Source organism: Arthrobacter sp. 01N444, from assembly GCF_056399305.1.
The window spans coordinates 221,907-241,775 of sequence record NZ_JBFTRB010000006.1 but is presented as its reverse complement, the minus strand read 5'-3'; the positions used below and the strand labels follow the sequence as shown (position 1 = coordinate 241,775).

16 protein-coding genes are annotated in these 19,869 nt (G+C 70.5%); 6 read left to right on the top strand and 10 right to left on the bottom strand.

Annotated features, from left to right (window positions below; all coding sequences use genetic code 11):
* Positions 1 to 32: 32 nt before the first annotated feature.
* A complete protein-coding gene (smc, locus tag AC1DKN_RS10005; protein WP_476871165.1) occupies positions 33 to 3,677 on the bottom strand; it encodes a chromosome segregation protein SMC in 3,645 nt (1,214 codons plus the stop codon).
* 262 nt (positions 3,678 to 3,939) lie between these two features.
* On the opposite strand from smc, the gene AC1DKN_RS10000 reads away from it, so the two are divergent.
* Genes AC1DKN_RS10000 through AC1DKN_RS09990 form a run of 3 tightly spaced genes read left to right on the top strand, consistent with a single transcriptional unit; the run spans position 3,940 to position 8,689 of the window.
* On the top strand, positions 3,940 to 4,962 hold the full coding sequence (locus tag AC1DKN_RS10000; protein ID WP_476860310.1) for a 3-oxoacyl-ACP synthase III: 1,023 nt from the start codon (positions 3,940 to 3,942) through the stop codon (positions 4,960 to 4,962).
* A complete protein-coding gene (locus AC1DKN_RS09995; RefSeq protein WP_476871164.1) occupies positions 4,956 to 7,655 on the top strand; it encodes an alpha/beta fold hydrolase in 2,700 nt (899 codons plus the stop codon). The genes AC1DKN_RS10000 and AC1DKN_RS09995 overlap by 7 nt, the downstream gene beginning before the upstream one ends.
* Positions 7,652 to 8,689: an NAD-dependent epimerase/dehydratase family protein gene (locus AC1DKN_RS09990; protein WP_476871163.1), complete on the top strand. Its 1,038-nt coding sequence runs from the start codon at positions 7,652 to 7,654 to the stop codon at positions 8,687 to 8,689. Before AC1DKN_RS09995 ends, AC1DKN_RS09990 begins: the two co-directional genes overlap by 4 nt.
* Here the strand turns inward: AC1DKN_RS09990 and mutM are convergent.
* From mutM to coaD, 5 genes are all read right to left on the bottom strand, one after another.
* Positions 8,625 to 9,596, bottom strand: a complete 972-nt coding sequence (gene mutM / locus AC1DKN_RS09985; protein ID WP_476860313.1) for a bifunctional DNA-formamidopyrimidine glycosylase/DNA-(apurinic or apyrimidinic site) lyase — start codon at positions 9,594 to 9,596, stop codon at positions 8,625 to 8,627. The genes AC1DKN_RS09990 and mutM overlap by 65 nt on opposite strands.
* A gap of 9 nt (positions 9,597 to 9,605) precedes the next feature.
* Positions 9,606 to 10,328 (bottom strand): ribonuclease III, encoded by a 723-nt coding sequence (gene rnc, locus AC1DKN_RS09980; protein WP_079553422.1) that lies wholly within the window; start codon positions 10,326 to 10,328, stop codon positions 9,606 to 9,608.
* A 21-nt stretch (positions 10,329 to 10,349) separates the two neighbouring features.
* On the bottom strand, positions 10,350 to 10,553 hold the full coding sequence (gene rpmF / locus AC1DKN_RS09975; RefSeq protein WP_009356569.1) for a 50S ribosomal protein L32: 204 nt from the start codon (positions 10,551 to 10,553) through the stop codon (positions 10,350 to 10,352).
* 36 nt (positions 10,554 to 10,589) lie between these two features.
* Complete coding sequence (locus tag AC1DKN_RS09970; RefSeq protein WP_079553424.1) at positions 10,590 to 11,114, bottom strand: YceD family protein; 525 nt, start codon at positions 11,112 to 11,114, stop codon at positions 10,590 to 10,592.
* A 174-nt stretch (positions 11,115 to 11,288) separates the two neighbouring features.
* Positions 11,289 to 11,789, bottom strand: coding sequence for a pantetheine-phosphate adenylyltransferase (coaD, locus tag AC1DKN_RS09965; protein WP_223916485.1), 501 nt, complete (start codon positions 11,787 to 11,789; stop codon positions 11,289 to 11,291).
* A gap of 87 nt (positions 11,790 to 11,876) precedes the next feature.
* On the opposite strand from coaD, the gene AC1DKN_RS09960 reads away from it, so the two are divergent.
* Genes AC1DKN_RS09960 through AC1DKN_RS09950 form a run of 3 tightly spaced genes read left to right on the top strand, consistent with a single transcriptional unit; the run spans position 11,877 to position 14,745 of the window.
* Positions 11,877 to 12,752 carry an SDR family NAD(P)-dependent oxidoreductase gene (locus AC1DKN_RS09960; protein ID WP_476871162.1) on the top strand — a complete coding sequence of 292 codons (876 nt, stop codon included), beginning with the start codon at positions 11,877 to 11,879 and terminating at the stop codon, positions 12,750 to 12,752.
* A gap of 8 nt (positions 12,753 to 12,760) precedes the next feature.
* Complete coding sequence (locus tag AC1DKN_RS09955; RefSeq protein ID WP_476860333.1) at positions 12,761 to 13,957, top strand: aminotransferase class I/II-fold pyridoxal phosphate-dependent enzyme; 1,197 nt, start codon at positions 12,761 to 12,763, stop codon at positions 13,955 to 13,957.
* A gap of 2 nt (positions 13,958 to 13,959) precedes the next feature.
* Complete coding sequence (locus AC1DKN_RS09950; RefSeq protein ID WP_476848945.1) at positions 13,960 to 14,745, top strand: spermidine synthase; 786 nt, start codon at positions 13,960 to 13,962, stop codon at positions 14,743 to 14,745.
* Here AC1DKN_RS09950 and rsmD read toward each other — a convergent pair.
* The 4 genes from rsmD to thiL are packed head-to-tail and all read right to left on the bottom strand — an operon-like array spanning position 14,742 to position 19,795.
* Entirely contained in the window at positions 14,742 to 15,389 is a 648-nt protein-coding gene (gene rsmD / locus AC1DKN_RS09945) for a 16S rRNA (guanine(966)-N(2))-methyltransferase RsmD (protein ID WP_476871161.1), read from the bottom strand. The genes AC1DKN_RS09950 and rsmD overlap by 4 nt on opposite strands.
* 39 nt (positions 15,390 to 15,428) lie before the next feature.
* The gene (locus tag AC1DKN_RS09940) at positions 15,429 to 17,681 is read right to left on the bottom strand and encodes an ATP-dependent DNA helicase RecG (RefSeq protein WP_476871160.1); all 2,253 of its coding nucleotides are present in this window, start codon (positions 17,679 to 17,681) and stop codon (positions 15,429 to 15,431) included.
* A complete protein-coding gene (locus AC1DKN_RS09935) occupies positions 17,671 to 18,747 on the bottom strand; it encodes a DAK2 domain-containing protein (RefSeq protein ID WP_476849017.1) in 1,077 nt (358 codons plus the stop codon). Before AC1DKN_RS09935 ends, AC1DKN_RS09940 begins: the two co-directional genes overlap by 11 nt.
* A 22-nt stretch (positions 18,748 to 18,769) precedes the next feature.
* Positions 18,770 to 19,795 (bottom strand): thiamine-phosphate kinase, encoded by a 1,026-nt coding sequence (gene thiL, locus AC1DKN_RS09930; protein ID WP_476860334.1) that lies wholly within the window; start codon positions 19,793 to 19,795, stop codon positions 18,770 to 18,772.
* Between the last annotated feature and the right edge of the window lie 74 nt (positions 19,796 to 19,869).

Below are 19,869 nucleotides of genomic sequence, written 5' to 3'. Positions count from 1 at the left end.
GGACGCCGTCGTGCCGGGACCTGGACGTTTGCTCAGATCTCCGCACTGAGCCGCTGGCTGATCACCGTGGAGACGCCGTCGCCGCGCATTGTGACGCCATAGAGGGCGTCGGCGACTTCCATGGTGCGTTTCTGGTGCGTGATGACGATCAGCTGGCTGGATTCGCGGAGTTCTTCGAAGATGGTGATGAGGCGGCCCAGGTTGGTGTCATCGAGCGCGGCCTCGACCTCGTCCATGACGTAGAAGGGCGAGGGCCGTGCCTTGAAGATGGCCACCAGCAGCGCCACGGCCGTCAGGGAGCGTTCGCCGCCGGAAAGCAGCGAGAGCTGCTTGATTTTCTTGCCGGCCGGGCGGGCTTCGACCTCGATGCCGGTGGTGAGCATGTCGGTGGGGTCGGTCAGGACCAGCCGGCCCTCGCCGCCGGGGAACAGCCGGGCGAAGACGCGGACAAACTGCCGGGAGGTGTCCTCGAACGCCTCGGCGAAGACCTTCTGGACGCGGTCGTCGACTTCCTTGATGATGTCCAGCAGGTCTTTGCGGCTGGCCTTCAGGTCTTCGAGCTGGGTGCTGAGGAACTGGTGGCGCTCTTCAAGCGCGGCGAACTCCTCGAGCGCCAGCGGGTTGACCTTCCCCAGGGCCGCGAGGTCGCGTTCGGCGCGTTTGAGCCGCTTTTCCTGTTCCGCACGGACGAAGGGCTTGCCCTCGGAAATCTCGCGTCCGTCCTCGTCCACCGGGGCGCGCAGTGCGGCCCATTTGTCCGCCGAGTCGCCGGCAGGGACCGGGACGGGCAGGTCCGGTCCGTAGTCGGCCACGAGCTGTCCGGCAGTCAGCCCGAGCTCCTCCACGCTCTTCAGTTCCAGCGCCTCGATCCGCAGCCGCTGCTGCGTGCGGGCGAGCTCGTCGCGGTGCACGGAGTCGGTGAGTTCGGCCAGTTCGCGGGCCAGCGCGTCGTTGCCGCTGCGGACCCCGGCCAGTTCAAGGTCCATGGCGTCCCTGCGTTCCTCGGCGCTGTCCCGCTCGCGGCGGGCCAGCTCCACGGACACGTCGATGAATCCGATGACCTGCTGCACGGCGCCGGCGACGGCGGCGGCGCGCCGGGCCTGGAGCCGGCGGCGGCGGGCCCGTTCCGCGGCTTCCTCGCGGGCGCGGCGTTCGGTGGCGGCGGCCCGTTCCAGCGACGCCGCCCGGTTGCGGGTGGCCGTGAGCTGTTCCTCGGCGCTGCGCAGGGCGAGCCTGGCCTCCATCTCGGCCGTGCGGGCCAGCGAGGCGGCCAGGGCCAAGGCATCCCGGTGCTCCGGGGAAGGTTCCTGCTCCGCGGGGGCCTCTGAGGCCGCGGCGAGCCGGGCCGCCACCGCTTCCAGCGCACCTTGTTCGCTGACAATCTGGGCCTCAGCCCTGGCCAGGGACGCGGCCAGCCGCTCACTTTCGGCGACGGCGCTGCGCAGCACCGCGTTCAGGTGGCCCAGGCGTTCGGCGACGGCCGCGAGTTTCGCGTCGGAATCGTGGAGTTTCGCGAGGGCCGCGTCGGCACGGTCCTGAGCTTCGGCGCGCCGGGTCCGGGCGGTGGAGAGTGCGAAGCGGTTGCGTTCGAGCGCGGCGGTGACGGCGGCCAGCTTCGACGCGGCGTCGTCGACGGCGGCCTGGACTTCCAGCAGCGACGGCGCCGACGCGGACCCGCCGGTCACGGTCAGCGCCGTGAAGACGTCCCCGGTCCGGGTCACGGCGGTCAGCTCGGGACGCGCGGCGATCAGCTGCGCTGCGGCATCCAGGTCCTCGACGACGGCGACGCCGGCCAGCAGGGCGGGCAGCGGCAGGCCGGCGGCGTCCGGTGCCGCAGCCGACACAAGATCCACCAGATCCACAGCCCAGCGCGCGCCCGCGGGAAGCGTGCTGCCGCCGGTTAATGCATCGGCCGTCAGCGCATCGGCCACCGGCGGCGGGGACCCGGCCGGGGGGCCGGCCAGCAGCAGCGCGGCACGGCCGGCGTCGTCCGCGCGCAGCAGCCGCACGGCAGCGGCGGCCGTCTGCTGGTCCCGGACCACCACGGCGTCGGACGCGCTGCCGAGTGCGGCGGCGACGGCGGCCTCGAATCCTGGATCCACGGTGATCATGGATGCCAGCGATCCCAGGACCCCGTCGGCCAGGTCCCCGGCTGCCGCGCCGAGCACATGCCCGGAGCCGTCTTTGCGGTTCAGGCCCAGCTGGAGGGCATCGCGGCGGGCCATAAGGGCGCCACGTTCCCGCTCGCCTTCGCGCTCGGCCGCCTTCAGGGCGTCAATTTCGGCGATGATGGTTTCGAGGGCCTCGCTCGCGGCCTCGTAATCGGCGTCGAGCGATTCCTCGCCGTCCTCGACCCCTGCGACCTGCGCTTCCAGAGCCGTGAACTCGCTGTGCGCCTGCCGGCGGCGCTCCTCGCCCGCCTTTTGCGATTCGCGGAGGCGGCCGAGCTCGGACTGGGCAGACTCGACGCGGGACCGTGCCGCGCCGACCTGCCCGGCGAGCTTGGCCAGGCCTTCACGCCGGTCCGCGGCGGCGCGGAGCAGGGCAGCGAGCCGCTTGTCCTCGGCGGCGGCGGCCTGTTCGGCGTCGTGTTTGGCGGCTGTCGCGGCGTCCAGGGCCTCGGTGCGGTCCAGGATCTGCCGTTCCAGCCCGGCCTGCTCGTCGCGGACGCGGGCGGCCTGCTGCTCCAGCTGGTCCGGGTCCCGGCCGGTGTCCGGAACCACGTCCGCGGCGCCGAGCAGGCGGCGGCGTTCCTCTGCGAGCGAACCGAGGGAACGGAGCCGTTCGCGCCCGGTGGAAAGCGAATACCAGTTCTCCCGCGCGGCGTTCAGCGCGGGCGTGGCCTCGGCTGCGAGCCCTTCGAGGACGGCCTGGCGCTGCCGCCCGGCCTCGAGGTCGCGTTCGACGACGGCGCGGCGTGCCTTGAGCGCCGATTCATCCGCCACGTCCTGCGCCAGCGCGGACTGCAGCGCAACGAGGTCGTCGGCCAGGAGCCGTGAGCGGGCGTCACGGACCTCGAACTGGACGCTCTGGGCGCGCCGGGCCACCTCGGCCTGTTTGCCCAGCGGGGTCAGCTGCCGCCGGATTTCGCCGGTGAGGTCGCTGAGCCGGGACAAGTTGGCCTGCATGGCTTCGAGTTTGCGGACCGTCTTTTCCTTGCGGCGGCGGTGTTTGAGGATGCCGGCGGCCTCCTCAATGAAGCCGCGCCGGTCCTCGGGGGTGGCGTGCAGGACCTTGTCCAGCTGGCCCTGGCCGACAATCACGTGCATCTCGCGGCCCAGGCCCGAGTCAGAGAGCAGCTCCTGGATATCGAGCAGCCGGCATCCCGCGCCGTTGATGGCGTATTCCGAGCCGCCGGTCCGGAACAGCGTGCGCGAGATCGTGACCTCGCTGTATTCGATCGGGAGGGCGCCGTCGCTGTTGTCGATGGTCAGCGAGACGTGCGCCCTCCCCAGGGGCGGCCGGCCCGAGGTGCCGGCGAAGATCACGTCTTCCATCTTGCCGCCGCGGAGGGTCTTGGCTCCCTGTTCGCCCATGACCCACGCCAGCGCGTCCACCACGTTGGATTTGCCCGAGCCGTTGGGGCCCACCACGGCGGTGACGCCCGGTTCGAATTCGAAGGTCGTCGCCGAGGCGAACGACTTGAATCCCCGGACGGTCAAACTTTTCAGGTGCAAGGCGCTTCGGTTCTCCTGGTCGGCGGACTGGTCCGCTGTCCGACGAAAGCATGATTCGGACGGACACGGGGGTTCCGGGGCGGCCCCGGATACTTACAATCTACTGCGCATCTGCGGCCATTCCGCGCAGAACCAGCGCGAAGCCGCCGCAGATGGCTGAGGCCGCATATGCGGGAATTGACCTGCACGGGGCATAGTTAAGCTCTCGGGCTTGTGAGCGGCCACCGCCGGAGCGCAGGACGGACATGAAGAGGGGCTTGAATTGGTAGGCAATGCAACATTCCGGCACAGCAACACCGCTCTACTTTCGGTAAGCAGCGTCGAAGCTCCGACGATCATCAGTTCCATGGATTTCGACCGCAGGCTGGCTTCGACCCTGCGGCGGCTGAGGGTCCCCCCGAAGCTGCTCGAACGGGTCGCGGGCATCACACACCGGCGCTGGTGGGCCCCCGGGACATCGTTCGACGACGCAGCCATCGAGGCGGGCGCAAAGGCCCTGGCCGAGTCCGGCATCGAAGCGTCCGAGATTGGCCTGCTGATCAACACCTCCGTGACGCGGCGCAACCTCGAACCGTCCGTCGCGGTGAAGATCCACCACGGACTGCGCCTGCCTTCGTCGGCCATGAACTTTGATCTGGCCAACGCCTGCCTTGGATTCGTCAACGGCATGACGCTGGCGGCCAACATGATCGACTCCGGCCAGATCAAGTACGCGATGATCGTCAACGGTGAAGACGCCCAGCCAACGCAGGAGGCCACCCTGGCCCGGCTGCAGCGGCCCGAGACCACCCGCGAGGACTTCAACCGCGAGTTCGCCACACTGACGCTCGGCTCCGGAGCCGCTGCGGCCGTCCTGGGCCCGGCGGACGAGCACCCCGGGGCGCACCGGGTCCTCGGCGGCGTGATGCGTGCCGGAACCGAGCACCATGAACTGTGCGTGGGCAGCATTGACGGCATGGCCACCGACACCAAAGGCCTGCTCGACGGCGGCCTGCAGCTCGTGGTCGATGCCTGGCACGAGGCCCAGCCGGAGTGGGACTGGGCCTCGATGGACCGGTACGTCACGCACCAGGTGAGCAATGCCTATACCCAGGCCATCATCAACGCCATTGACCTGGACCCGGACAAGGTGCCGATCACGTTCCCGCATTGGGGCAATGTGGGCCCGGCCTCCCTCCCCATGACCCTCGCGGCCGAAGCGCAGACTCTCGCCGCCGGGGACCGCGTGCTGTGCATGGGCGTCGGTTCCGGCCTGAACACCGCCATGGTGGAAATCGTTTGGTAGCCGCCGACTGGCCCGGCGTCGACCCCGAATGGTCGCGCGAAATCGATGTGGCGTCCACCTCCGCCGCGGATGAGCCCGGCACCGTGCGCCGCTGGCACCTGCTGGACAACGGTGCCCAGCTCGCGCGCCGCGGCCTGACACCTGCCGGCGCCCTGCTGTGCGTGCACGGCAACCCGACGTGGTCCTACCTGTGGCGGACCCTGCTGGCCGCCGGATCCGACCCCGCACACCCGTGGCGCGTGGTGGCCGTGGACCAGCTGGACATGGGCTTCTCCGAGCGCACCGGCACGTTCCGGCGCCTGGAGGACCGGATCAACGACCTGGGCGACCTCACCGCGGCGCTCGGCCTGGACGGGCCGGTCGTCACCGTCGGCCACGACTGGGGCGGCGTGATCAGCCTGGGCTGGGCCGTGGCCCATCCGCAGCAGCTCGCCGGCGTGGTGCTGACCAACACGGCCGTGCACCAGCCCTCCGGCGCCCGCATCCCGCCGGCGCTGCGGCTTGCCTTGCACCCTGCCGTGCACCGCTGGGGAACGACGGGCACGGACAGCTTCCTGCGCGTGACGCATGCCCTGGCCCGCCCGCCGCTCACCGCGGATGTCCGTGGCGCCTTCATGGCCCCCTACCGCGGCGCCGGCCGCCGCGCCGGCGTGGGGAACTTTGTCGCGGACATTCCCGCCGACGCGTCCCATCCCAGCTTCCCGACGCTCAGCCGCGTCGCTGAAGGGGTGCGCGGGCTGGGGGTTCCGGCCCTGATGCTCTGGGGCCCGCGCGATCCGATCTTTTCCGACCGGTACCTCAAGGACCTCATCGGCCGGCTGCCGGACGCGAAAGTTCACCGCTTCGAGGGTGCCGGCCACCTGGTCGCGGAAGACCGGGACATCGCCGCGCCCGTCTTCGAGTGGCTGGCCGGGTGCGGCCCGGACAGCGGACCGGCCGACGGCCCGGCCGACGACTCGATGCTGGAATTCGGGGCCGGGCCCCTGGAGCCCGGCGCCGGGGTCACGCCCCTCTGGGCGCCCCTCGCCGAGCTGGCGGCGGGACCGGCGGCCGGGGATACCGCCGTCGCGGAAATGGCCACGGACGGCAGCGTCGCCCGCTCGCTCAGCTGGCAGGAGCTCGAACAGAACATCGCCGCCCTCGCGGCGGGCCTGCAGGACGCCGGTGTAGGGAACGGCACCCGGGTGAGCCTGATGGTTCCCCCGGGCGTGGACCTGACCGTGGTCCTCTACGCCTGCCTGCGGCTCGGCGCGGTGGTCATCGTGGCCGACGCCGGCCTGGGCACCCGCGGCCTGAGCCGTGCGGTGAAGGGCGCCACCCCGGACTTCCTCATCGGAATCGACAAGGCCCTGGCGGCCGCCTCGGTACTTGGCTGGCCGGGGCGGCGCATCAGTGTGCGGGACCTGCCGGCCCGCCGCCGCCGGCTCCTCGCCGTCGAGACCTCCCTCGCTGCCCTTGCCCGCCGCGGAGCCGGCCTCAGCCCCGGACTCCCTCGCCCGGGCACGGCCCCGGTTCCGGACCCGGACGCCCCCGCCGCGGTGCTGTTCACCTCCGGTTCCACCGGGCCCGCCAAGGGCGTGGTCTACACGCACCGGCGGCTGGCAGCGATGCGCGATGCCGTGGCCGCGACGCTGGAGATCCGCCCGGGCGCACGCCTGGTGGCGGGCTTCGCGCCGTTCGCCCTGCTGGGACCGGCGCTCGGAGCCGTTTCAGTGACGCCCGCCATGGACGTCACCGCCCCCCGCACCTTGACGGCCAGCGCGCTGGCGCACGCCGCAGCAGCCATCGATGCGACGGTGGTCTTCGCCTCGCCCGCGGCGCTGCGCAACGTCCTGGCCACCCGGGCCGGCCTGAGCCGGGCCGGACACGAGGCGCTGGGGCGCGTGGAGCTGCTGCTCTCCGCCGGCGCACCGGTCCCTGAAACCCTCCTCGCAGAGGTGCAGCGGCTGCTGCCGCGCGCCTCGCTGCACACCCCGTACGGGATGACCGAGGCGCTGCCCGTCACGGACATCAGCCTCGAACAGATCCGTGCCGCCGCGGCCGACGCCGCCGCCGGAACCATGGCAGGCGCCGGCAACGGCGTGTGCGTGGGCCGGCCGGTGCAGGGCGCCCGCGTGGCCATCATCCCGCTGGCCGCGGACGGCACCGCACCCGGGAACGAGCCCGTCAGCGAGGCCGGAGTGAGCGGGGAGATCCTCGTCAGCGCCCCGCACGTGAAAGAAGCCTACGACCGGCTCTGGCTGACCCAGCGCGAGAGCGTCCGCACGGCCGGATGGCACCGCACCGGCGACGTGGGGCACCTCGACGCCGCCGGCCGGCTCTGGGTGGAAGGACGCCTCGTGCACGTCGTGACGGCCCCGGGCGCCGTGGTGACGCCGGTGGGCGCCGAGCAGGCCATCGAACGCCTGGACGACGTCGGGATGGCAGCCGTCGTCGGGGTCGGTCCGTCCGGGACGCAGGCTGTCGTCGCCGTCGTCGAAACAGTTCCGCCGGTCCGCCGGGCCGGTCCCGCCGCGCCGCAGCTGGCGGGCCGCGTACGGGACGCCGCCCGCGCGGCAGGGGTCAGTGTCTCCGCCGTGCTCGCTGTCCCCTCCCAGCCGACCGACATCCGCCACAACGCCAAGATCGACCGGAGCCGCGTGGCCCGGTGGGCTTCGGCGGTGCTGGCCGGCGGCCGTCCAGGCACGCCATGAGGGTCCTCGTCACCGGCGCGAGCGGGCTGCTCGGGCGGGAGGTGGCACGTCTGATGGTGCGGCAGGGCCATGCCGTCAGCACGTTCCAGCGCCGCCCCTCCGGGGTCGACGGCGTAACGGACCTCCAAGGGTCCGTTGCGGACGAGGCCGCCGTGCGCCGCGCCGTCTCCGGCGCCGAGGGCGTCATCCACCTGGCCGCGAAGGTGTCCTTCACGGGCCGTGCCGCGGAGTTCGACGAGGTCAATGTCGAAGGCACGCGCCGCCTGCTCCGGGCCGCCCGCGAGGCCGGTGTGCGGGAGCTGGTGTTTGTTTCCTCCCCGTCCGTGGCCAATTCCGGGGCCGCCATCGCCGGGCTGGGCGCCGAGGCGGCGGACCCGGCCCGCGCGCACGGTGACTACTCCCGCACGAAGGCCGAGGCCGAACTGCTGGCGCTGGCCGCGGACTCGCCGGGTTTCCGGGTCACGGCGGTGCGCCCGCACATCGTCTGGGGCCCGGGTGACACCCAGCTGGTGGAACGGGTGCTGGAACGTGCCAGCCGCGGCCGCCTGCCGCTGCTCGACGCCGGTGCGGCCCTGATCGACACGACCTACGTGGACAACGCCGCTTCGGCCATCGTCGCCGCGCTTGACCGGATGGAGCACATCCACGGCCGGGCGCTCGTGGTCAGCAACGGCGAACCCCGCCCGGTTGGTGAGCTGCTGGCGGGCATTTGCGCCGCGGGCGGCGTCCCTGCGCCGTCGTGGACGGTGCCGGGCAGTCTCGCGCGGGCTGCGGGATCGGTGGTGGAGAAGGTGTGGTCCCGGTCCGGCCGGGCCGGGGAGCCGCCGATGACCAGATTCCTCGCTGAGCAGCTCTCCACGGCCCACTGGTTCGACCAGCGCGAGACCCGTGAACTCCTCAACTGGGCCCCCGCCGTTTCGCTTGACGAGGGCCTGGCGAGGCTGGCCGGGCACTACGCCCGGACGCCCCCTACCAGCGCCCGTTCCGCGGCCGGGGCTGGCAGACGGGGCAGGTGTACGAGGACCGGTTCATGAACTGTTCCCGCAGGAGCCGGCTGACCCGGCCGGCGGCGGCGCAGCGCTTGCACTCGAGCCCCTCCCGGCCGTAGGCGTTCAGGGAACGGTCGAAGTACCCGGAGGCTCCGTTGACGTTGACGTAGAGCGAATCGAAGCTCGTGCCGCCGGCGGCCAGGGCATCCGTCATGACCGCACGGGCGGCGTCGAGGACCCGCAGCGCATCGGGTCGGCGCAGGGTGTCGGTGGGCCGGGCGTAGTGCAGCCGCGCCGTCCAGAGGGCCTCGTCCGCGTAGATGTTGCCGATCCCCGAGACCAGGCCCTGGTCCAGCAGCGCCCGCTTGAGCCCGGTTTTGCGGGCCCGCAGGCGCCGGTAGAAGGTCTCGAAGGAGAACCAGGGATCCAGCGGGTCGCGGGCAATGTGCGCGGCTTCCTCGGCGATGAGCGGCAGCGGCGTTTCGGCGAGGCCGCCGGGGCCGCCGTCGTCGGTGGGGATCAGCGTGGTCAGGAACAGGCCGCCGAAGATGCGCTGGTCCACGAACCGGAGCTGTTCGGGCATGCCGTCGGCTGGGCTGAGCCGCAGCCTGACCTTCAGGTGTTTTTCGTCCGGAACGCCGGGGTCCTGCATAAGCAGCTGGCCGGACATGCCCAGATGGGCCATGAGCGCGACGGCGGGGGCCGGTTCGCCGGCCGGGGCACCGTTTCCGGGCGGGGCGGGCGTGTCCGCCAGTGGCATCCACAGGAATTTGCCGCGGCGGACCACGTCCAGGACCCGCGCGCCTTCAAGGTTGCCGGCAAAGTCGTCCGGTCCCAGGGCGTGCCGGCGCAGGGAGCGCGGGTCCAGCACCTCGACGGAGGTGATGGTCCGGCCGCGCACCCAGCTCACCAGGCCGCGCCGGACCACCTCGACCTCGGGCAGTTCAGGCAATGCCGCTGCCTAGCTGCCGGTCTGGGACTGCAGTTGCTGCGGATCCGGCGCGGACGGGGCGGTCAGCCGGCGCCAGGCGTCGGCGGCGGCTTCCTGTTCGGCCTCTTTCTTGGAGTTGCCGGTGCCGGTGCCGTAGTCCGTGCCGCCGATCCGCAGCACGGCCTCGAACGTCCGGGCGTGGTCCGGCCCGGAGCCGTCGACCGCGTAGTTGATGGTCCCAAGCTGCCGGCTGGCGGCGAGCTCCTGGATGGAAGTCTTCCAGTCGGTGCCCGCGCCGAGGGCGGCGGCGTCCTTCAACAGCGGGCCGACCAGCCGCATGACCAGCTGCCGGGCCGTCTCGATGTCGTTGGAGAGGTAGGTGGCGCCGATCAGCGCCTCCATGGTGTCCGCCAGGATGGAGGCCTTGTTCTTGCCTTCGGTGAGCTTTTCGCCCTGTCCAAGGTAGATGTACTCCCCCAGCCCGATGCTGCGGCCGATGCCGGCCAGCGCCCGGGTGCTGACGACGGCGGAGCGGCGCTTGGCCAGGTCGCCTTCGGGCAGCGTGGGGTTGTCACGGTACAGCGCGTCCGTTACGGAGAACCCCAGGATGGAGTCGCCCAGGAACTCGAGCCGTTCGTTGGTGGGGATGCCGCCGTTTTCGTAGGCGTAGGAACGGTGTGTGAGCGCAAGACGAAGCGTCCCGGCGTCAATAGTGACACCGAGACGCTTCAGAAGCTCTTCAGTTGAAGACATCTTTTTCAGCCTGTTGGCGGATTAGACGTCTGCGACCTTGCGGCCCTTGTACTCAAGGAACAGCGCAGTGCCAGCCGAGTCGGTAACGACCTTTGCCTGGTGCGGCAGGCTGTACGTGACCTGGCCGTTCTCGACAGTCTTCACCAGGTGGGGGGCAGTTGCCTTCCACTGGGAGCGGCGGGCGCGGGTATTCGAGCGAGACATTTTCCGCTTCGGGACAGCCACGGCTAACTCATTTCTCTCTAGAAAAACACTTACAAATCAGTTTTGCCGGTCAGGCTTAGCCAAGTCAGCCAGGGCGGCCCAGCGAGGATCTACGACCTCGTGGTGATGCCCCGGCTCGTCTTCCAGGCGCACTCCACATTCGGAGCAAAGGCCCTGGCAGTCTTCCCGGCACACCGGCTGGAACGGCAGTATGGTGACAACTGCGTCCCGCAACACCGGCTCAAGATCGATCAGATCGTGCTCGACTCGACGTTGCTCTTCTTCGTCTTCTTCGTCGGAGAACACAGCATCCTCGTAGAAGAAAAGTTCTTGCACATCAACCTCTTGGTCATACGCAAGGGGATCCAGGCATCGGCCGCATTCGCCAGTAACTTCAACGTGCGCGGTTCCTGATACCAGAATTCCTTCGTGTACGGCCTCAAGCCGCAGGTCCAGCTCGACATCCGAGCCTTCCTGCACGCCAATGAGCGCCACGCCAAGATCACTTGGCGCGGGTACATGTTCCGTCAGCGTCCGCATGCTTCCCGGACTGCGTCCGAGGTCCTTGACGTCGAACGCCAAGGGCGAACTAGCATCTCGTTTAATGAGAACTCCTGTTGAACATATGACCGACGTACTATCTTAGCCTGAACTTCCGGACGGACTCAAACCGGGGGCACGCCGGCGGTTCACACCACAAGCGGCCTCGGATTCGGGCCCCGCAACCGGCAGCAGGCCGCCGAGTACCGGTCAAGCTTACACTTTGCGCGCCCGGTTCGGGACCGGCTCGCCCGGGGCCAGCCGTTTCAGCACGGAGCGGGGAACAAAGTCCGAGACGTCCCCGCCGAGGGCGAAGACCTCTTTGATGAGGGTGGAGGACAGGTGCAGGTAGTGGCTTTCCGCCGGCAGGAACACCGTCTCGACACCGGTCAGCTGCCGGTTCATCGTGGCCATCGGCAGCTCGTAGTCGAAGTCCGAGGACGAACGCAGGCCCTTGACGATCGCCGATACACCGCGCTGCCGGCAGTACTCGGCCAGGAGACCCTCCCCCACGGGTTCAACCACAATCCCGCGCAAGGATGCGAACGTTTCCCTGGCCATGTCGATCCGCTCCTCCAGGCTGAAGCGGTACTTCTTGGAATAGTTCGTGGACACGGCCACGATCACCTCGTCGAAGAGGCCCGCGGCACGCGCAATGACTTCCAGGTGTCCATTGTGGATGGGGTCAAAAGAGCCAGGGCAAACAGCGCGTCTCATGCTCCGAACCTACCGTATCCGCGCCGCAGCCCGGGATAACATGGCTGAATGTCAGCATCGAACAATCGCGCGACTTCTCCTTTCACTGTGCGGCCTGTCACTGTGCGGCCTGTCGCTGCGCCGCCTTTCACCGTGGACGGCGGCGTGGTCCTGGTCACCGGTGCCGCCAGCGGCATGGGCCGGCTCTACGCCCTCCGCGCCGCCCGGGAAGGCGCCGGGGTGGTGATCCTCTGGGACGTCGACGCCGATGCCCTGGCCGGCACCGCCGCTGAAGTTGCCGCCCTGGGCGCCCGCGCCGTCCCCCGCACGGTGGACCTGGCGGATCGCGCCGCGATTGCCGGCGCCGCCCGGGAGGCCAGGGCCGAGGGGCCGCTGGCGCTGCTGGTGAACAACGCCGGGATTGTCCGCGGCGCGTACTTCTGGGACCACGCCCCGGACCGTGACATCGCCCTGACCATGGACATCAACGCCCTCGCCCCCATGTACGCCACCCTGGAGTTCCTGCCGGACATGATGGCCGCCGCCGGCCGCCCGCGCCGGATCCTCAACGTTGCCTCCGCCGCCGGCACGGTCTCGAATCCGCGGATGAGCGTGTACGCGGCTTCGAAATGGGCCGTCATCGGCTGGAGCGACTCGCTCCGGCTCGAGCTTGAGCAGCAGGGCTACGGCCACCTGAAAGTCACCACCTTCTGCCCCAGCTACATTTCCACCGGCATGTTCGAGGGAGCCCGCGGTCCCCTGCTGACCCCGCTCATGACGCCCGAGGACGCTGTGGACAGGGCATGGCGTGCTACGGCCGCCGGGCGGCCGCTGCTGATCGCCCCCGCCATGGCCACGCTGGGGAAAGTACTCAAGGGCATACTGCCGGTGCGGGCGTGGGACTTCGTGGGCGGAAAGGTCTTTGGGATCTACACCACCATGGACAGCTTCACCGGCCGGGACGAGAAGGCGGGCACCCGGTGAGCCCCCTCATGCCGTTGCCGTGGCAGCGCGCCGCAACCGGCGCCAACCTGCTCTCCCCCGATGGCTCGCTGGGCGTGACGATCTTCGAGGAGATGACCACCCTGGCCCTGAGCACGGGCGCCATCAACCTTGGCCAGGGCTTCCCGGACGAGGACGGCCCCGTGGAGATCAAGGAGGCCGCCCAGGCCGCGATCGCCGCCGGAGCCAACCAGTATGCGCCCGGCAAGGGCATCCTGCCGCTGCGGGAGGCGATCTCGGTGCACCAGCAGCGGTTCTACGGGCTGGACCCGGATCCGCAGACCGAAATCATCGTCACGACCGGCGCCACGGAGGCCATCGCCGCCGCCCTGCTCGCGCTGGTAGGTCCGGGAGATGAAGTGCTCACCTTCGAGCCGTTCTACGACTCCTACGGCGCCATCATCGGGCTCTCCGGCGCCACGCACGTCACCGCCCCGCTCCTGGCCCCGGATTTCATGCCGGACCTGGCCGCACTCGAGGCCGCATTCAGCAACCGCACCAAGGTGGTGCTGATCAACAATCCGCACAACCCGACCGGAGCGGTGTTCCCCCGCGAGGTGCTCGAGCGCGTCGTCGAACTGGCCGCGAAATACGACGCCGTCATCGTCACCGACGAAGTGTACGAGCACCTGACGTTCGGTGTGCGGCACATCCCGATCGCGACGCTGCCCGGGGCGGCGGAGCGCACGCTGACCATTTCCTCGGCCGGCAAGACGTTCTCCTTCACCGGCTGGAAGATCGGCTGGCTCTCCGGGCCGGAGGAGCTCGTGGCCGCCGCCCGGACGGTCAAGCAGTTCCTGAGCTACAGTTCCGGCACGCCCTTCCAGGCCGCGATCGCGGTGGGCCTGGGGCTTCCGGACGAGTTTTACGCCGGCATCGCCGACACCCTCCGGTACAAGCGCGACATCCTCAGCGAGGGACTGCGCGCGGCCGGCCTCGACGTGCTGACCCCGCAGGGGACCTACTTCGTCAACGTGGACACCTCACCGCTGGGGATCACCGATTCCGTGGAGCTGGCCCGCAGGCTGCCGGCCCTCGTGGGCGTCGCCGCGATCCCGGTGCCCGTCTTCTGCCACGCCGACGGCGCCGAACGCACCCGCAGCCTGCTCCGCTTCGCGTTCTGCAAGCAGCTGCACGTTCTGGAGGAGGCCGCCGAGCGGCTGGCGACCTTGCGCGACAGGCTGTGAACATGGCCGGGCAGCAACCCGGGGCCTCGCGGTTCCTGCGGACCACCGGGCAGCACGCCGTAATCGAACCGGATCCCTTTACCGACGGCGGCTTCGTGCTGAGCATCGGCGGCGCCGAGCAGTCCCACGTCAACCTGGCCGACCCCGCGGACATCTTCTACGAATACCTGCGCAGGATCGGGCACGTGGTGGACCTCGCCGCCCCGTGGGGCGAGCCGATCACGGCGCTGCACCTGGGCGCCGGGGCCCTGACGCTGGCCCGCTACATCCAGGCCACCCGGCCCGGCTCGGTTCAGTACGCCGTGGAGCTGGAGCGGGAACTGCTGGACTTCGTGCTCGCGCAGCTGCCCCTGCCGGAGGGAACCGAGCTGCACACGGTGATCGGCGATGCCCGCGACGCTCTCGCCGGGCTTCCGGCGGACCTGCGCTTCGACGTCGTGATCCTGGACATCTTCTCCGGGCCGGAGGCGCCGGAACACATCGCGTGTACCGGGTTCTACCAGGAGGCGGCGGCCCGGCTGACGCCGCGCGGCGTGTTGATCGTCAACGTGGGCGACGAACCCGGACTGACCCTGGTCCGGAGCCAGATCGCGGCCATGCGCCGGGCCATGGCCGACGTCTCGGCCTTCGCGGAGGCCGGAATGTTCACTGGCCGGTTCCCCGGGAACATCATCCTGACCGGGACGCAGGGGCCGTGGCCGGAGGTCTGGACGGCGGCGCTCACGGCGCGCGGTCCGCATCCGGCCCGGCTGCTCGCCGGCGTCGATTTGGACGCGCTGGCCGGCTAGTCCCCGGCTTCCAGGCCCGCTGCGTCCACAGCGTCCACTGCCTCCAGGTCCACGGCTTCCACAGCGTCCGCGGCTTCCACGCCGGGCTCGGTGAACCACAGCCGGGTTTCGCCGTACTTCTTCTCGGCAAACCGTTCCATGCCCTGGGGCCATGCCGGTTCGGGGCTCCGGGACGACCGTTCCACCACCACGACCGCTCCCTCGCCCAGGTGCGGCACCAGCTTGGCCAGCACGGCAGCGAGGGCCGGCTCGTCCAGGGGGTAGGGCGGGTCCAGGAACACCAGGTCCCAGATCGCGGAGCCGGCGGCCCGGTCGAGGAACGATTCGACCTTGGAGCGGTGCACGGAGACCACCTTGCGGCCCGTGACGGTGTTGACAAGATCGGCGTTCCGCTGGCAGACGGCGCTTGCCTTGGCGTCGAATTCGACCAGGTCCACGGAGTCCGCGCCGCGGCTGCCGCTCTCCACCCCCAGCGAGCCGGATCCCGCGTACAGATCGAGCACGCGGGCGCCGGCGATGACGTTGAAGGCGTCCAGCCTGGAGAACAGGGCCTCCTTGACACGGTCGGTGGTGGGCCGTGTCAGGTTCCCGGGCACGCTGTTCAGCGTGCTGCCGCCGGCCGCCCCGGCAATGATCCGGCTCATGCGCGGACCCCCGCGGACGTGTTTGCCTGGCTCGTGGTCCTAGCCGCGTTCAAGGAACGCCTCCTTCTCGGGGTTCAGGTATTCATCGATCGCGGCCGCAAGCCGGGGCTGGCCCGCCAGCGCGGGATCGGCGGCCACGATCCGCTGGGCGTCCTGCCGGGCCCGGGCGATCACGTCCTCGTGTTCGAGGACGCGCAGCAGCTTCAGCGTGGAGCGCCCGCCGGACTGCGAGGCGCCCAGGATGTCGCCTTCCCTGCGGAGCTTGAGGTCTTCCTGGGACAGTTCGAAGCCGTCGGTGGTGGCGGCTACGGCATCCAGGCGGCGCCGGCTCGGATGGCCCGGCTCCAGGGTGGTGACCAGCAGGCAGGTTCCGGGCAGCCCGCCGCGGCCCACCCTGCCGCGCAGCTGGTGGAGCTGGGAGATGCCAAAACGGTCAGCGTCCAGGATCACCATGAGCGTGGCGTTGTGGACGTCCACGCCGACTTCGATCACGGTGGTGGAGACCAGCAGCTTGGTTTCGTTGGCCGTGAAGGAGGCCATGGTTTCGGACTTCAGGACGGGGTCCTGCCGGCCGTGCAGGGGCGCCACAGCCACCCCGGCCAAGGCCGGTTCGTCCTGGAGATGTTCCACGACGCCGGTGACCGAGGCGAGTTCCCGGGAACCGTTCTCGCCTTCGAGGTCCGCGGCGGACGGTGCGGCCTCGCCCGGGGTGAAGTCGCCGTCGTCGTCCGTGCCGATCTTGGGGCAAACGACGTAGACCTGGTGGCCGGCGTCGATCTCCTCCCGCGAACGGGACCAGATCCGGGTGGCCCACCCCGGGTGTTCCGCGAGCCCCACCACGTGGGTGGAGATGGGGGCGCGGCCGGCGGGGAGCTCATCGAGCACGGAGGTTTCGAGGTCGCCGAACACGGTCATGGCCACGGTCCGGGGAATCGGGGTGGCGGTCATGACCAGCAGGTGCGGCGGTTTGCTGGCCTTGGCCCGGAGGGCGTCGCGCTGCTCCACGCCGAAGCGGTGCTGTTCGTCCACCACGATCAGGCCAAGGTCGTAGAAGGAGACGTTGTCGCTGAGCAGGGCGTGGGTGCCGATCACGATTCCGGCCGTTCCGGAGGCGGCGTCGAGCATGGCCTGCTTCCGCGCCGCGGTGGGCATGGAGCCGGTGAGCAGGGTGACCTGGACGGCGTCCGGGCCGAACCCGCCGAGCATCCCGTCCCGGGAGAGCGGTCCGAGCGTGCGCCGGATGGATTCATAGTGCTGGGCGGCGAGGACTTCGGTGGGCGCCAGCAGGGCAGCCTGTCCCCCGGCGTCCACCACCTGCAGCATGGCGCGCAGTGCCACGATCGTCTTGCCGGAGCCCACCTCGCCCTGCAGCAGCCGGTTCATGGGCGAGTCCTGGGCGAGCTCATCGGAGAGCGTCTTGCCGACGGCGGCCTGGCCGGCGGTCAGCGTAAACGGGAGCTGGCGGTCGAAGGCGGGCAGCAGCCCGTCCGGTGCCGGGCGGCGGGCGGTCGCTTCCTCGGCGGCGAGTTGGGCGCGGCGGCGGGCCAGGGCCGACTGGAGCACCAGGGCTTCCTGGTAGCGGAACCGGTCGCGGGCCCGCTGGTAGTCTGCCGGGGTTTGCGGGGCGTGGATCAGCCGGTAGGCGTCCGCGACCGGCAGGAACTTCTCCCGCGCCGCGATCTCGGCGGGCAGCGGGTCGCCGAGGGTTTCCAGTTCCACGGTGTCCAGCAGCGTCGAGATGACCTTCTGGATGGACCAGCTGGTCAGTTTCGCCGTGGCCGGGTACACCGGGATCGGCATGGCGGCGAGCTTCTCGGGGTCAATGCCCGGCGTTTCGGGGTCCTCGTCCAGCAGCAGGAAATCCGGGTTGGTCAGGCCGAGGGATCCGGCGTAGCGCGTGACTTTGCCGGAAAACATGGCGCGCCGGCCCGGCTGCAGCTCGGCCTTGGCCCGGAACCCGTTGAAGAAACTGACCTTGAGCGTGCCCGGCAGCGCGCCGGCGGCCCGCGTGGAAGCGGCACCGCCGGCGTCGTCGGAGATCACGACGTCGGTGAGGGAACCGCGCCGGGCGCGCATGGGCCGGGTGCTGTTGGAGACCACCCGGGCGATCAGGGTCACTTCCTCGTCCAGCGGGACCTCGCTGATGGGTGTGAGCTCGCCGCGGCTGAGGTAGCGGCGGGGAAAATAGTTCAGGAGCCCGCCGACAGTGGTGATGCCAAGGTGTTTTTCGATGACAGCCGCGGAGCGCTTGCCGATGCGGCGCTCCAGGCCCAGTTCAAGTTCAGCGTGCATGTCCGTCGGGGTTTCGGGTTTCGGCGGCACGCGCAGTGGCAACTGTAGGGGCTGCGGTGGCGGCAACTGTGGCGGCCGGTGCCTCCGGGTCGCGCGGGACTGCGAGCTCGCTCACGGAAATGTCCGTGGGCTCGCCCAGGGAACGGATCAGCGCGACGGCGAGGTCCGCATCCAGGACGTGGACGTGGACGCGCCAGCGGTAGAGCCCGGCGGCGTCGGCGCCGCCGCCGACCTGGCTCATGATCACCGAGTCGCCCATTTCGTCGAGCCGTTGGCGCATCATGGCGGCGTCCAGCGGGGACAGGGAAATGGTGCACATGACTTCGACACCTTCGTCGCGCGGCATGCCGACGTGGATATGCGGATCCTGGACGTCGTAGCCGTGCAGTCCGTCCAGCAGTTCGCTCTGGAGCTCCTCGCCCAGCACGGCCGAGCGGAGGCAGTCCAGGATGAGCAGCATGCCCACGCCGCCGGCGTCCACCACGTGGGCGGCCTGCAGGGCAGCGAGCTGCTCCTCCGTGCGGACCACGGCGGCCAGGGCCGCCTCGACGGCGGCGTCCAGGGCCAGGCCCAGGGTCTGGTTGCTGTCATCGCCGTCGTGTGCGGAGTCCACGGCGGCCGCGGCCCGGGCGGCAGCCTCCATGACGGAGAGCATGGTGCCGGGCACGGGATCACTCAGCGCGGACCAGGCCCGGATCTGGGCCCGGTTCAGGGCCGCAGCCAGCAGGGGTGAGCTGATCCGGGTGTGCCCGGCCAGGGGTTCAGCGGCAGCGCAGAGGAAGACGGCGAACAGGGTTCCCGAGTTGCCGCGGGCCTGCTCCATGGCAACCTGGCCGGCCTGCGCCAGGACGGCGCCAACGTCATGCAGGGTCGGGTCCGGCGCCGCGTGCGCCGCCCCGTCCGGGTGTCCCGGCACGGCGGCGTCCGCGGCGTGGGCCGCGGCGCGGACAGTCAGGTAGAGGTTGGTGCCGGTGTCGCCGTCGGCTACCGGAAAGATGTTGATGGCGTTCAGGCGGTCGCTGTGGTTGCCGAGCGTGGTTTCCGCCTTGCCCAACCACCGCTTCATCGCTTGCGCGTTGGCGGCAATCTTAGTCTGCAAAGTGATCCCATCCCACAGCGTCAGCGGGCCTGCCCGCGATCGTTACTCCCGTGCTTTCGGTTGGTGCAGGGGCCTCTACCGAGCCTATCGCAGTGAACCCGGGAGGGAGCGGAACCCCTGCCGGGAAAGTGGCGAGCAGCCCATGGTCTTCACCGCCGCCGAGGACCCAGGCCATCGGGTCTGCCCCCAACAGCTCCGACGCCGGCAGCAGCGGGGCGGCCAGCTCCTTCAGGGCGGCGGCGTCCAGGTTCAGCACCGCGCGGCTGGCGGCCGCCATGCGGTTTCCGTCCCGGACCAGGCCGTCCGAGATGTCCATCATGGCGGACGCCCCCGCCTCACGGGCCAGCGGTCCGGCGGCGAGCGGCGGCTGCGGCCTGCACTGGGTGTCCAGGAGGGAACGCTGCCCGGCGGTCAGGGCGCCCACCGGGACGTTCGACTCCAGCAGCGCCAGCCCGGCGGCGGCCCGGCCCACTGTTCCCGCCAGGGCCACGGTGTCCCCCGGCCGGGCCCCGGAGCGCAGGACGGGTTCCTTGCCGTCAAGGGTCCCCAGGATCGCCACGCTGACCGCCAGTTCGCGGCCGCGGCCGAGGTCGCCGCCCGCCACCGCGCAGGCCGGAGCCCCCAGACCCCTGATGCCGGCCACGAGGCCGTCCGCGAAATCCTCCACCCAGGAGACGAGGGTCTCCGGCGGCATGGTCAGGCTGACCACAACGGACGTGGCCCGGGCGCCCATGGCGTTGATGTCGCTGAGGTTTTGCGCCGCGGCCTTCCAGCCGACGTCGTACCCGGTGGTCCGGTAGCCGTTGTTCCATTCGAGCCGGAAATCCTGGTCCGCCACCTGGGTGTCGATGCTCAGCACGGTCCGCCCGTCCGGCGCGGCGACAATCGCGGCGTCGTCCCCCGGCCCCAGCAGCAAGTACGACGCCGCCGCCGGTCCGCCATTGGGCTGCGGGATCGTGAGCCGCGGAAAGATGCGACCCAGCAGCTGGGACTCCGAGAGGCCGGCAACGGTCAGTGCGGCGTCCGCGGGCAGGGCATCGGGCACAGCGGTTTCGGGCACAGCGGTTTCGGGGACAGCGGTTTCGGGCA

Bases quoted from the DNA above. Each gene is read 5' to 3' on its own strand.
- rnc (WP_079553422.1), bottom strand. From the start codon at position 10,328: ATGTCTTCAACTGAAGAGCTTCTGAAGCGTCTCGGTGTCACTATTGAC.
- AC1DKN_RS09935 (WP_476849017.1), bottom strand. From the start codon at position 18,747: ATGAAGCGGTGGTTGGGCAAGGCGGAAACCACGCTCGGCAACCACAGC.
- AC1DKN_RS09955 (WP_476860333.1), top strand. From the start codon at position 12,761: ATGCCGTTGCCGTGGCAGCGCGCCGCAACCGGCGCCAACCTGCTCTCC.
- AC1DKN_RS09950 (WP_476848945.1), top strand. From the start codon at position 13,960: ATGGCCGGGCAGCAACCCGGGGCCTCGCGGTTCCTGCGGACCACCGGG.
- rsmD (WP_476871161.1), bottom strand. From the start codon at position 15,389: ATGAGCCGGATCATTGCCGGGGCGGCCGGCGGCAGCACGCTGAACAGC.
- coaD (WP_223916485.1), bottom strand. From the start codon at position 11,789: ATGAGACGCGCTGTTTGCCCTGGCTCTTTTGACCCCATCCACAATGGA.
- AC1DKN_RS09940 (WP_476871160.1), bottom strand. From the start codon at position 17,681: ATGCACGCTGAACTTGAACTGGGCCTGGAGCGCCGCATCGGCAAGCGC.
- AC1DKN_RS09990 (WP_476871163.1), top strand. From the start codon at position 7,652: ATGAGGGTCCTCGTCACCGGCGCGAGCGGGCTGCTCGGGCGGGAGGTG.